Below are 13231 nucleotides of genomic sequence, written 5' to 3'. Positions count from 1 at the left end.
ACCTTAAAGGTAGCAAATCAAAGGAGAGAGTAGAATGAGAACATTTATCTATGCAGACAAATTCTTTTTGGCATCTGGTGTCAAAAATGCAGGTTATCTTGAAATCACTGATGGACTTTTTGGAGATTATTCTCAAAAAACACCAGAGGGAGAAGTCAATATCATCGACCAAAGCGGAAAATGGATCGCACCTGGTTTAGTGGATACACATATCCATGGTTATATGAACCATGATGTGATGGATAACGATGCAGAAGGCGTGAAAGCGATGTCTGAAGGCCTGGTGTCTTGTGGTGTTACATCATTCTTGCCAACAACGTTAACATCAAGCAAAGAACGCTTACGTGACGTTGCGGAAACAATCGGTAAGATGTATCAAGAAGCTCCAGGAGCAAAAATCAAAGGTATTTATTTTGAAGGACCTTTCTTTACAGAGGAACATAAAGGTGCGCAAAATCCAAGTTACTTTGGTGACCCAGATTTGAATACTTTCCATGAATGGCAAGAAGCTTCTGGCGGTTTGATCAAAAAGATCGCATTAGCTCCAGAACGTAATGGTGTAGAAGAGTTTGTTAAACAAGTAACTGAAGAAGGCGTGGTTGTTTCTTTAGGTCACAGTAATGCAACGCTTGACGAAGCACAAAAAGCAGTTGAAGCTGGTGCAAGTGTCTTTGTTCATGCTTATAACGGTATGCGTGGGTTGAATCATCGTGAACCTGGGATGGTTGGGGCATTATTGTCACTTGAACATGTTTTCTCAGAATTGATTTGTGACGGGCATCATGTCCATCCAAATGCTGCACAAATCCTAATGGAAAAAGCTGGCCATGACCATGTGGCATTGATCACTGACTGTATGATGGCTGGTGGGATGCCAGATGGAAACTACAATCTAGGCGAATTTCCTGTAGTAGTAAAAGAAGGTACAGCACGTTTAGAGTCTGGTAACCTTGCTGGAAGTATCTTAAAATTAAAAGAAGCAATCAAAAATGTCGTTGACTGGGGATTAGCTACACCAGAACAAGCAGTGATGATGGCAAGCTTAGTTCCAGCTATCAGCTGTAAGATCGATGATACTTGCGGAAAAATTGCTAAAGGACGCGATGCTGACTTTATCGTATTGAATCCTGATATGACGTTAGATGCCACATATTTAGATGGTGTAGAACGTTTCCACGCTTAAATTCCTATTGCTTAAGCGTGAATGGAACAGCTAACAGCAAAATAAAGTAGAGCATAACCGATTGGAAAAATAAATTAGACTCCAATACAAGGACTATAAATAAAAAATGTATAAAAATAGTGGAACTCTTTTTATGATTGGTTCATAGAAGGCGTTTCAGTATGATAAAAAGTGGGGCGATGATCAAAAGACAATTTGATTATTGCCCCGCTTTTTTAGTGAAGAACTATTGGCTCTAGGTACTTTCTTTATTGTAAGGTATCTAATAATTAGAAATATAATTATTTTGTTGACAATTTTGTATGATGCGTGTATATTCATTTTGAATAGTTAGATATCTAATTATTTTGAAAAGGGGGATTCATTTTGGATAAAATGGTCGTTTCCAATTTACTACGGTCAATCATGAACAAATCTCGCGAATCGATGGAGCAACGGGTCAAGGATATGGATGTCACTCCGCAACAAGGGCGAATGATCTCTTACATTGCGCAAAATGAAGACAAGGGTTTAATTCAAAAGGACTTAGCAGAAGTATTTCAACGCCGTGGAGCAAGTATCACGAGTATGTTGCAAGGGTTAGAGAAAAAAGGGTATATCGAGCGACGCATTCCTGCAGATAACGAGCGACAAAAAAATATCTACGTTCTACCAAAAGGAAAAGCGTTAGTTGATGAAACAAATGAAGCCTTTTATGCAGCTGAGAAAGAATTGGTCCATGCGCTGAATGAAGAAGAAGTCCAACAATTGACGGAGTTGTTAAGAAAAATCGATCGCAGCCTTTAATCAACAAGCAGTGTTTACCTGCTTGTAGCAAAATAGTTAGAAATCTAACATTTAAAAATCTAACAAAAGAAGGAATTACCATGGAAGAATTTGAAATGAATGAATCAAATATTTACTATTTAAAAGAAAGTCCGATCCGCAAAGCCATTGCTCATTTATCGATTCCAATGATGGTCGGGATCTCAGCGACAACGATTTACAATTTAATCAATGCGTACTTCATTGGTTTGATCCACGATACGAATATGGTGTCCGCAATTACCTTAGCGATGCCTATCACGATCATTTTAATGGCCGTTGGGAATATGTTTGGTGTCGGTGGAGGCAGCTTTATCACACGGTTGCTAGGTAACGGGGACACCCAAAAAGGGAAGAAAGTTGCTGGCTATTCTTTCTACGCAAGTATCATTTTGGGGATTATCATCGGTATCGTAGCGATTATTTTTATGAATCCCATTGTTCATGTACTAGGTGCGGATGGTCAAACTATGCTTTATACTAAACAATATATCACGATTTTATTTGCTGGTGGCGGAGCTTTTATCTTGAACTTTGCCTTAGAACAATTGGTTCGTTCAGAAGGGGCTTCGAAAGAATCAATGTACGGTATGTTCATTAGTGTTGCGGTCAGTATCATATTAGATGCCTTGCTGATTTTAATCTTTAACCTCCATGTAATCGGCGCAGGGATATCGATCGTGATCGCAAATCTTGCCTCTACAATTTATTATATTTGGTTTTTGGAGAATAAAAGTGAATCATTGCAAGGTTTTTTAAAGCATTTTAGACTTTCATTCAAAGATCGGTTAGAAGTCTATAAAATTGGTATCTCTGAATTGTTTAAATCGGCGTTTATGATCGTTACAACTTTATTATTGAATAATTTCTCTGTTGAATATGGTGACAATGTTGTTGCCAGCTTTGGTATTGCTGTTCGAATCACTCAGTTGCCAGAATTTTTGACAATGGGCTTGTTCCTAGGGGCAATGCCACTATTTGCTTACAGTTTTTCTGCCCATGATACAAAACGTCTAAAAGAATCGTTGAAAGAAGTTTCGTTGTGGATCGGAGGTATCTCCATTTTCTTTGCGCTCATTGTTTACCTATTCCGAGTGCCTGTGTTGGAGCTATTTACTAGTGATCCAGGTGTCATCCAAGTAGGATTGACAATACTGGCTGCGCAATTGGTTTCTTCAGTGTTCAATGGTTTCTCTGGCCTATTTACTGGCATCTTCCAGGCCTCTGGTTATGGATTTCAGACAGGCGTGATGTCAACGATCCAAGGCACTTTCTTTATTCCAGTTGTTTTGCTACTGCATCACTTCTACGGATTGGATGGTTTGATCTGGTCAATGACGATTACAGAAGGTATCGCATTTATTGCTGGTGTAATCATGCTTGTTCCCTACTTGGGGAAATTGAGTAAAAATGAGCTACCAGCCTTGCAAGTACAATAAGAAGAGTAATCAAAAAAGAGGTCGAGCGTGGGACAAAACTAAAAATCAGTTTTGCCACAGACTCTCGAATAAACGGTGGGAGCAGAAGCAACTCCTTCGGAAATAAGCCGAAATTCACAAAAATTTGAAAAACACTTTTCGTTCATTTCTTCTTATTTCTCGGAGTTAAACACTTCTGTCCCAACCTCACATTCTTTCTATTTCTTTGGTTGGTTCCGAGAATGAGGTTTTAGAAGTAGAAAGATACGCAAAAAAAGTTAATTGAAATGATTTCATCCAAGAAAATAGTCATCTTGCCAAAAGCTTGGTATTTTATCGATCGGTATCTCTAACTTAAATGACACAAAGTGGTGAAACTGATTCACTTATGGAGAAAAGGGTCTTTCTGTAAGATCTCAGTTGGTAGATGTTTGACGTTAGTGATATTTTTCAATAATAAATGAAATCGTTCTTGCTTTCTTTGGTACGGTTAATAGTGGCGTATCAAAAAAAGGTTGACACACTTTTTATCTGTGCTATTATAATCCTATAAATAGAGAACGGTTGCAGACGTGCTGTAACCTTGAGGCGTGTTACTGTCAGAAGGCAAACCTCATACTTGTACCCGATGGGTGGAGTATGAGGTTTTTTAGTGCCTAAAAATGGAGGAAAACATGAAAATCAAAAAGTTTTTAAATAATAATGTAGTGTTATTAAAAAAAGGTAGTAATGAAATCATCGGATTTTCTACAGGCATCAGCTTCAAGAAAAAAACAGGAGATGATGTGGAGGAGAGCGATTTTGAAAAGATTTTTGTCTTGGATACCCACGCGATGCTGGAACATTTTAGCTATCAATTAAGCAAGTGTGATCCCAAATATGTAAAGTTAGTTACTCAAATCGTTGAGTATGCTAAACAGAATTATCACTTAAGAGTAAACGACTATATTTATTTGACTCTTCTGGATCATATTGATTTTACAGTGAGACGCTTAAAGGAGAATATGGTCTTCAAAAGTCCGCTACAATATGAGGTTCGGCGTTTTTATCCTGACGAGTATGCAATCGGGGTGTACGCAGTGCAATTACTGGAACGAGAACTTGATTTGGAAATTCCAACCGAAGAAGCTATTTCAATTGCCTTGCATTTTGTAAATATTCAATCGACGAAAAGAGATATGACTGTTACCAATAAAATCACAAAATTTATTGAAGATGTCTTGACTATCGTTCGCTATGAATATACTCAAAGCTTTGACGAAAATAGCTTTCATTTTTCACGATTTGTCACACATCTACACTATTTTGCTCAAAATGTGATCAATCATACCATGCCTAGCTATGAGCAGACGGATTTATTTGAGCAAGTAGAAAAAATGTATCCTAAAGCGTTTCACTGTGTTGGAAAAATCAAAATCTATATTAAAAATACTTATAACATAACGATTTCTGAGAATGAAGAAATTTATTTAACCTTGCACATCCAAAAACTGACAGAACAAATTGAAAAGAGGTAAAGTTATGGACTACAAACAATTAGCTGCTGACATTTATGAAAAAGTTGGTGGGGCAAAAAATATTCAACATGTTACACATTGTGCTACACGTTTACGGTTTACATTAGCCGATAGCAAAAAAGCGGATGCAGAAGGGATCAAACAATTACGAGGTGTAACTGGATTAGTCGAAGGAAATGGACAATTCCAAGTAATTATCGGACCAGATGTTTCCAGTGTATATGCACAATTACCAGGGACGGGAACAGCTGAAGAAACAGCTGAAAAACAGCAATCAGTTATTTCACGGTTATTAGATTTTATTGCCGGATGCTTTACACCAATGATCGCAATTGTAGCGGCTGGTGGGATGCTACAAGTATTATTGTCTTTATTACAGCTTTCCGGATTATTAGCAAAAACAGATGACACATACCTTGTGCTTTATCAAGTTTCTCAAGCAGCATTCTTCTTTATTCCGGTATTTTTAGGTAACTCAGTTGCCAAACGATTGAAAATCGATCCATTTTTGGGTAGCTTTATTGGTGCTATTTTTGTGATGCCGGGGTTGACCGAATTGATCAGTCAAAAGGGCGGAATCTCTCTATTAGGCTTAGCGATTCCGAATGTCAGTTATAACGCATCAGTACTTCCAGTACTATTAAGTATTTGGTTGATGTCCTATGTATACAAATTTGCAGATAAAATTTTACCCAACAGTGTAAAGTTTATCCTGCGTCCGCTGATCTCAGTGATTGTGATCACGCCTTTTGCATTATTGCTTTTAGGCCCTTTAGGTGTGATGATTGGGAACTACGTAGCAGAATTCTTAAACTACTTAACAAATAATTTTGGACCATTGGCAGTCTTGTTTATGGGAGCCTTTGCACAATTGCTTGTGATGACAGGAATGCATACGACATTGACACCAATTTTATTAACTTCTTTAGCTACTTATGGCTACGACAATTTGATTGTACCAGGAATGCTTTTGGGGTTAGCAGCTGAAACAGCGATTTGTTTGGCTGCTGGAATCAAGGCGAAGGATACTGAATTCAAACAATTGAGCTTTTCTTCTGCAATCACGGCTTTGATGGGTGTGTCTGAACCAGCCTTATATGGTGTGACGTTGCGGTTGAAGAAACCGATCATCGGTATGATTTTAGGTGGAGCAGCTGGTGGATTATATTTCGGATTGATGAACATTAATACTACTGTTATTATTGCCTCTTTTGTAGCTTTGCCATCCTATAGCAATGTTTTACATGCAGTAATTGGTTCATTGATCACGTTTGCTATTGCCTTTGGTTATACTTGGATCATGGTGAAAGATGCTGATTTTCCAAATGCGAATATACCAAGTGATCAAACTGCTGAAAAAAAAGAACAAAAAGCAGCACCTTTAAAACAGGTGGCGACAGAAACGATGATTGAAGCACCTTTATCAGGTACTGTGATTCCTTTGAGTGAAACGAACGATCAAGCCTTTTCTTCCTTAGCCTTAGGGAAAGGGTTAGCAATCAAACCGACAGACAATACAATCGTAGCTCCTTTTTCAGGAACAGTATCCGCAGTCTTTCCTGGAAATCATGCCATTGGTCTGACTAGTGATTCTGGAGTTGAACTGTTGATTCATATTGGTATCGACACTGTGAACATGCAGGGAGAATCTTTTGTTCGAGAGGTCAATGAAGGCGATCACATTCACTCTGGTCAGAAATTGCTGCGTTTTGATTCACAAAAGATCGGAGATGCAGGTTATGAGGATACTGTGATGATCACAGTAACGAATACATCAGATTATTTGGATGTCATACCAGCGACGGATAGTAAACAAGTAAGCGCAAATGATCAATTTTTGGCAGTATTTTAAGAAAGGCGGGAAAAGATAAATGAGTTTTCCAACAAATTTTTTATGGGGCGGTGCATCTGCTGCCAACCAATATGAAGGCGGATATAACGAAGGCGGAAAAGGCTTGGCCTGTGCGGACCTTATCAGCGGAGGAAGTCATACTGCTTCACGCCAAATTACGACGACTGTAAAAGAAGAGCTACTCTATCCTAGTCATGAAGCAACGGATTTTTACCATCATTATAAAGAAGATATTGCATTGTTTGCAGAAGCGGGTTTTAAAGCCTTTCGTCTATCGATCAACTGGACGCGGATTTTTCCAAAAGGGATGGATCAAGAGCCCAATGAAGCTGGGCTACAATTTTATGATCAGGTGTTTGACGAATGTAAAAAATACGGGATTGAACCTGTAGTAACGATTGCTCATTTCGATGTCCCTGCGTATTTAAGTGAACAATACAATGGATGGGCTAGTCGAGAAGTAATCGATCTATATGAACACTATGCTGCGACAATTTTTGATCGCTATCAAGACAAGGTCAACTATTGGATCACTTTCAATGAAATAAACACAGCGACATTAACGATTGGCAATTTTCTTTCTCTTGGTCTGCAGGTTGGAGAGTCTCCCTTCATTGAACAACCCGATGATCCACAAATGCGATATCAGGCATTACATCATCAATTTGTCGCCAGTACGAAAGCGGTAAAGTTAGCACGGGAAAAATATCCGCATTTCCATATGGGCTGTATGATTTCCTATATGCCAAGATATCCATATACCTGTCATCCAAACGACGTCCTATTGGCTAAACAAGAAGAAAACATGCATTCAAAATTCTGTGGAGATGTTCAAGTAACTGGGAAATATCCGTATTATGCAAAAAACTACTTTGCAGAACATGGAATTGACATCACATTTGCTGAAGAAGATGCTACGATACTTGCGGAAGGAACGGTAGATTACTATACATTTAGTTATTACTTGACCTTATGCGTCTCCGCGGATGACGAAGTAGAAAAAAACGGACACAGTATGATCGGCGGCTCTGGTGTAAACAATCCTTATCTTGAACAAACAGAATGGAATGCCATGATTGATCCAGTGGGCTTACGCATTGCACTCAATGATATCTATGATCGCTACCACTTACCGATGATGATTGTTGAAAATGGGATTGGAGTGTCTGAAGAACTTACGTCAGAAGGAATGGTCCACGATCAGTATCGCATCGATTATCTGCAAAAGCACATTATTGAAATGGAGAAAGCATTAGAGGACGGGGTCGATTTATTTGGCTATACGATTTGGAGTGCAGTGGACATCGTTAGTGCCTCTACAGGTGAAATGAAGAAACGCTATGGCTTGATTTTCGTTGACAAATATGATGATGGTACTGGGACATTGAAGCGTTACAAGAAAGATAGTTTCTATTGGTACAAGGAATTGATTGAATCAAATGGCGCTAATCTGATAGTAAGATAAGAAACAGATTCCATTGTCATCGATTAGCTTACGATCAAAAAATACTCTCGTTAACTATGAGAGGCGGGTTATTTAATTGGAAATGATGTCATAGCATTGAGAAAAAAGCTTCCTATATGAATGAGAAATTCCAGAAAAAATCATTTGATTTTTTATTTCTTTTATTGGTTCCGAGAATGAGATTTTAGGAATAGAAAAATTCGCAAACGACGGTGGTTATTTGAGCATCTGTAGCAAAACTGATTTTTAGATTTGTCCACATTCATTTTATCAAGCAATAACTCTAACTTAAATGACACAAAAATGATAGTTGAATACGAAGAATGATTCCAAAATAAAATGGATCTTAGATAATAGACACTGGTAAAAAATGTCAGTGAAACCATTATCTAAGGTCCATTTTTAAAATCTGGTCGTTTTTTATTAAAAATCCCTAATGTTTAAATGATTTTGGGAACCTAGTTGTTCATTACTAGTGAAAGGTCAAAAACAGAAGGGAGAAATATGGAAAATAAAAATCAGAAACTATACCTCGCTCAGTTTGTTGCGACTATTTTTGTGGTAATGATTCATTCTGGAACGGTTATAGGAAACCCAATTGCACACTTCATCTTGAAAAGTATGATCTGTCGGTTAGCTGTCCCTTTTTTCTTTATCAATAATGCTTATTTTTTTCACGTAAACGCCCCTAAGTCAGGCTATAAAAAAAGATGTTTAGTAAAAATACTAAAGACGTACTTTAAATTTTTTCTGCTATACATACCTTTTGGCATTCAATTGATAAGTCAGTCAATGGATAATCAATGGAACTATTTACCTATAGTCGTAGTTTTCAGCTTTCTTTATTCAGGAAGTTTTTATCATCTGTGGTATTTTCCAGCTCTACTTTTTTCACTATTGTTTGTCAGAATAGGTATCAATAAACTTGGTTATAGCTGTACGTTTAGTATTTGTTGCGGACTATTCATTGTAGGTTCATTGGAGACATATTCAGCATATATATCTAATCACACCGTAGTTTCGATTTTACATAAGTATTTAGATTTATTCCTTACAACGAGAAATGGGTTGTTTTTCAATCCGATTTTTGTTTTGGTTGGCTGCTATTTAGCGGATAATAGAAATAGATTAGTAGAAAGGAAAAATAAGTTTTACTTGGGATTGGTCATATCTGGTTTGTTAGGAGTAGTAGAGGGAATTCTTGTTTTTCGAAATCAAGGAATAGATAAGAATTTTATGTATTTTACGATTGTATTTTGTGGCTGCTTGTTTGCTATTCTTTTACTTTCTAAAAATACAAATCGAGATTTTGAAAGCATAAAGTCCTATAGTCAAGGAATATCTTTGCTTCACATGATTCCAATCCAATTATTTAATTTAGTGCAAAATGAGATAAGTCCTATGTACGGAGTTTGTCGTGGGATACTAGGGGTCACTATCCCTATAGTAGGCATCAGACTTTACAGATACGTAAAGAAACGCTCTTCTGGTGTTCATTTTTTAAAAAATAGAGTGATTTCACAAAATAAAAAAAACTAGCGAGGAGGTGAGAGCAATCAAAGATTACGTAATAATATTGAGAATTAAATCGGGAGACGTAGATGCATGGGGACTACTAGTAGAAAAATATTACGATACAATCTTCAATTACTGCAGAAGAAGATTTTTTGGGAACACGATTTTAGCAGAAGATCTGACGCAGGATGTGTTTTTAAAAGTGATAAGTAACATTGATTCCTATAAATTTTCTGGGAAATTTTTCAATTACCTTTTCACTGTAGCGGTAAATGCATGCAATAATTACAGCAAAAAACAGAAGTTTGAAGAATCGGAGTTTGATGAATCCTATGCTGATCACTCCAATCTAAACTCAAAAAATAAAGAAGTAGCGGATAGTAAAGGGGATGAGATCCAGAATGCTTTAGATGCTCTCCCAGAATATCAACGAGAAGCACTCATCTTGCGATTTTACTATGACATGAAGGTGAAAGAAGTAGCAATGGTTACTGGTACAAGCGTGGCCACAGCTCAATCAAGAATTCAACAAGGCCTAGATAAGCTAAAGAGATTATTAAAAAGGGAGGACTTTTATTTTGAATAAAATAGAGCGAAAAGAAAAAAGTTCTGGTCGAAATGAGTTGGAAAAAAAGATAATTGAATTAGGTACAAAACAAATGCTCAAAAATCAATTAAGCCAAACATCTTACCTAAGTCTATTTTTTTCAGCGATAAGATTTGTAGGATGGAAACTTTGGGGGATACAAACATTTCTATTTATTTTTTCTCTGTTACTTTTAAATGCGAATACTGAAACGGATTTTGAGAATGTACTAAAAGGTATAACAGGTCTGGTTTTATTTTCTGGTGTTTTTTTTACAGATGCGTTGTTCAAGAGTTATACCAGCGATATGTGGGAGCTAGAACAGACCTTTAAGTATGATCTGAGACAACATACAACGATGAAGATGCTTGCTTTTGGGAGTTTTGATCTATTACTGATTATAGTACTCTCACTTTTTGCCAAAGAGCTTTTTTCAGTTTCTTTTTTGCAGTTTGCTCTTTTCTTATTCGTTCCATTCAATATTTTTTGTATCGTTCTTTTTTCTGTATTCACTGTTTTACGAAAAAAGTTATCTACTGTTTTACTTTGGGGGAGTTCGGGAGCAATGGTTGGGCTCACGATAATATTGGAAGGTTTACTAAATGTCTATGAGCTGCCAGTTCACTATTGGGCAATTACATGTGTAATGACGTTACTTGGATTGGTATTGTTAGCCAAACAGATGATGAAACAGCATCATACGGGAGGAATATTCATATGAAACTCGAAATAAAAAATTTAACAAAAACATTTGATGGTGCAAAAGCTTTAACAAATGTATCAGTTACTTTAAATCCAGGTGTTTATGGATTACTAGGGGCGAATGGCTCAGGAAAAACAACGTTGTTCAGACTGATTTGCGGAGTAATTAAGGCAGATGAAGGGAAGATTATTTACAATGGTGAAGATATTTCGTTAAATGAGGAAATGTTTAGATCAGTATTAGGATTTCTCCCCCAAGATTTCAGTTATTATGCAGACTTTACAGGATTGAAGTTTATGCTCTATATCGCTGCATTAAAAGGCTTAAGAGGAAAGTTAGCGAAACAGAGATCCTTGGAATTACTTGATTTAGTTGGGTTATCGGAGCAAAAAGACAAGAAAATCAAGAAATATTCAGGTGGAATGAAGCAACGTTTAGGTATTGCACAAGCGATGATCAATGACCCCGAAGTGTTGATTCTTGATGAACCTACAGTTGGGTTAGATCCGAAAGAACGGGTGAGATTCCAAAATTTGATCAGTTCGTTATCAGATAACAAGATAATCATTTTATCCACTCATATTGTTTCGGATGTTGAATCTATTTCGGATGAGGTACTTGTTTTAAATAAGGGAGTTATCCAGGATCGTGGTTCCGTGAATCAATTACTGAAAAATATTGAAAATAGTGTTTGGGAAGTGAGAACAACACAGAGAGAAATGAAATCGTATTATCACAGTTTTTCTATCAGTAATCAAAAATATGAGGGAGATGATGTGGTATTACGGATAATATCCGCAAAAAAACCAGCAAATAATGCGGTCCAAGCTAAAGCAAATCTAGAGGATCTATACCTCTATTATTTCAGAACGGAGTTTTAGGAGAATGCAGATTTTAAAATTTGAATTTTTAAAGATCTTTAAAAATAAATCATTCATTGGTGCTTGGGTCGTTCTATTGATGAGTATTATGGCTATCATATTCATTGGTTTTTTTCACTCACAATTGATGAGTGACAAGCATTCATCAATTTCAGGGCGAAGTGCTGGCGAAAGAAATCTAGAATTTGCAGAGAAGTACAAAGGTGAACTGACAGATAAAAAAGTAAAAACGATCATCACAGATTATTTGGACATCTACCAAGAAAAGGTAAAAGAAAAAAAGCAAATTTTTGATTATTTCCAATGGACGGTTGTCGATACCTTTACACCTGTTACTGAACAAGATATCTACATGGAAATGATCGATTCAGTTAGAGCAAAAAAAACATATACGATTGATAATGTAAAGATCTTATCAATGCACGATGTCGGTTATAAAACAAAAAAATTTCCAATCTATATTGGTAATTTTATGACTTGGACAGATCTATTACAAGTTAGCGCTAACGCATTTATTCCGATTGCTTTATTTGTCATCTTGTTTTGTTCCATCTTATTTGCAAATGATACATCAAAGAATTTAGTTACATTGTTATTATCCACCAGATTTGGTCGAACAAAAATGATCCGGTCAAAAATTATTGTTGGCACGGTATTGACTATCGGTACGTTTTTGGTAGCTCAATTGATTATTCTTACTGTATTTGGATGTTTTTATGGATTTAGTGGATGGGATACAAGCGTACAGGCTAATCTAGATTGGCGAATAGTCGATTTTCCTCTTGAATGGAATATGTTACAGACATATATATTTGGTATTTGCTTCCATCTTATCGGCTTACTATTTGTTTCAGGCTTTACAATGTTAGTATCAAGTTTGTGTAGTTCGCCGTTTAGTGCGTTGGCAATTTCTTTGGGGCTGTTTTTTGTCCCTCAAGCATTGAAGCAACTTCTTGTGACTGGTCTACCAAACAAAATTCTTTATCTTTTCCCAATCAACACTTTTGAAATCGACAAAGTATTGTTATGGATGAGTCGGGATAACATGTTTTTCTTTCACTCTTTTATCGCTAATATCAGCTTGATTGCGATGGTGATGTTGGGAATGAAATTTGGGAGCGATTTGTTGGTATATTTACGAATGAAAAAGTTAAGCTTAGCGTAATGTCAGACTCGACTAGTTAAATTTTTGAACAACGGTTGGTTAAATGGTATCCTTTTGGAAAAGGATACTTGCTTGTTTACAGAAATGTAAGGGATATCATCTTAAAGAAATAAATTCCTTAGACGGAAGCTTTTCTAAGGGG

Annotated in this window: 11 protein-coding genes and 1 pseudogene; 11 read left to right on the top strand and 1 reads right to left on the bottom strand. The window is 36.7% G+C overall.

The window, feature by feature from the left end:
* The first annotated feature begins 34 nt into the window (after positions 1-34).
* The 3 genes from nagA (at position 35) to ED2_RS01060 (ending at position 3426) form a co-directional block, all read left to right on the top strand.
* Positions 35-1183, top strand: a complete 1149-nt coding sequence (nagA, locus tag ED2_RS01070; RefSeq protein WP_016176784.1) for an N-acetylglucosamine-6-phosphate deacetylase — start codon at positions 35-37, stop codon at positions 1181-1183.
* Between the two features lie 366 nt (positions 1184-1549).
* Positions 1550-1969, top strand: a complete 420-nt coding sequence (locus ED2_RS01065; RefSeq protein ID WP_005876402.1) for a MarR family winged helix-turn-helix transcriptional regulator — start codon at positions 1550-1552, stop codon at positions 1967-1969.
* Between the two features lie 80 nt (positions 1970-2049).
* Entirely contained in the window at positions 2050-3426 is a 1377-nt protein-coding gene (locus ED2_RS01060; RefSeq protein ID WP_016176783.1) for an MATE family efflux transporter, read from the top strand.
* A gap of 64 nt (positions 3427-3490) precedes the next feature.
* Here ED2_RS01060 and ED2_RS16235 read toward each other — a convergent pair.
* Positions 3491-3616, bottom strand: a pseudogene (locus ED2_RS16235) (DUF3788 family protein); the annotation flags it as partial.
* 463 nt (positions 3617-4079) lie between these two features.
* Between ED2_RS16235 and ED2_RS01055 the strand changes: the two are divergent.
* The 8 genes from ED2_RS01055 to ED2_RS01020 all read left to right on the top strand — a co-directional run bounded on the left by ED2_RS01055 (position 4080) and on the right by ED2_RS01020 (position 13089).
* A complete protein-coding gene (locus tag ED2_RS01055; protein ID WP_016176782.1) occupies positions 4080-4922 on the top strand; it encodes a PRD domain-containing protein in 843 nt (280 codons plus the stop codon).
* Positions 4923-4926: 4 nt separating this feature from the next.
* Positions 4927-6774 (top strand): beta-glucoside-specific PTS transporter subunit IIABC, encoded by a 1848-nt coding sequence (locus ED2_RS01050; protein WP_016176781.1) that lies wholly within the window; start codon positions 4927-4929, stop codon positions 6772-6774.
* A gap of 19 nt (positions 6775-6793) precedes the next feature.
* Positions 6794-8239: a glycoside hydrolase family 1 protein gene (locus ED2_RS01045; protein ID WP_060789674.1), complete on the top strand. Its 1446-nt coding sequence runs from the start codon at positions 6794-6796 to the stop codon at positions 8237-8239.
* 504 nt (positions 8240-8743) lie between these two features.
* Positions 8744-9778 carry an acyltransferase family protein gene (locus ED2_RS01040; RefSeq protein WP_060789673.1) on the top strand — a complete coding sequence of 345 codons (1035 nt, stop codon included), beginning with the start codon at positions 8744-8746 and terminating at the stop codon, positions 9776-9778.
* 7 nt (positions 9779-9785) lie between these two features.
* Positions 9786-10340, top strand: a complete 555-nt coding sequence (locus ED2_RS01035) for an RNA polymerase sigma factor (protein WP_016176778.1) — start codon at positions 9786-9788, stop codon at positions 10338-10340.
* Positions 10333-11061, top strand: coding sequence for a hypothetical protein (locus ED2_RS01030; RefSeq protein WP_005876417.1), 729 nt, complete (start codon positions 10333-10335; stop codon positions 11059-11061). Before ED2_RS01035 ends, ED2_RS01030 begins: the two co-directional genes overlap by 8 nt.
* On the top strand, positions 11058-11924 hold the full coding sequence (locus ED2_RS01025) for an ABC transporter ATP-binding protein (RefSeq protein ID WP_016176777.1): 867 nt from the start codon (positions 11058-11060) through the stop codon (positions 11922-11924). Before ED2_RS01030 ends, ED2_RS01025 begins: the two co-directional genes overlap by 4 nt.
* A 4-nt stretch (positions 11925-11928) precedes the next feature.
* Positions 11929-13089, top strand: a complete 1161-nt coding sequence (locus ED2_RS01020) for an ABC transporter permease subunit (protein WP_005876421.1) — start codon at positions 11929-11931, stop codon at positions 13087-13089.
* Positions 13090-13231: the final 142 nt, after the last annotated feature.

This window comes from Enterococcus durans NBRC 100479 = LMG 10746, from assembly GCF_001544215.1.
Lineage (GTDB): Bacteria > Bacillota > Bacilli > Lactobacillales > Enterococcaceae > Enterococcus_B > Enterococcus_B durans.
The sequence above is the reverse complement of the archived record's forward strand: the minus strand, read 5'-3'. Positions and strand labels throughout refer to the sequence as shown.

Excerpts from the sequence above, each read along its gene's own strand:
- ED2_RS01020 (WP_005876421.1), top strand. The coding sequence starts at position 11,929 with ATGCAGATTTTAAAATTTGAATTTTTAAAGATCTTTAAAAATAAATCA.
- nagA (WP_016176784.1), top strand. The coding sequence starts at position 35 with ATGAGAACATTTATCTATGCAGACAAATTCTTTTTGGCATCTGGTGTC.
- ED2_RS01045 (WP_060789674.1), top strand. The coding sequence starts at position 6,794 with ATGAGTTTTCCAACAAATTTTTTATGGGGCGGTGCATCTGCTGCCAAC.
- ED2_RS01025 (WP_016176777.1), top strand. The coding sequence starts at position 11,058 with ATGAAACTCGAAATAAAAAATTTAACAAAAACATTTGATGGTGCAAAA.
- ED2_RS01055 (WP_016176782.1), top strand. The coding sequence starts at position 4,080 with ATGAAAATCAAAAAGTTTTTAAATAATAATGTAGTGTTATTAAAAAAA.
- ED2_RS01050 (WP_016176781.1), top strand. The coding sequence starts at position 4,927 with ATGGACTACAAACAATTAGCTGCTGACATTTATGAAAAAGTTGGTGGG.
- ED2_RS01040 (WP_060789673.1), top strand. The coding sequence starts at position 8,744 with ATGGAAAATAAAAATCAGAAACTATACCTCGCTCAGTTTGTTGCGACT.
- ED2_RS01060 (WP_016176783.1), top strand. The coding sequence starts at position 2,050 with ATGGAAGAATTTGAAATGAATGAATCAAATATTTACTATTTAAAAGAA.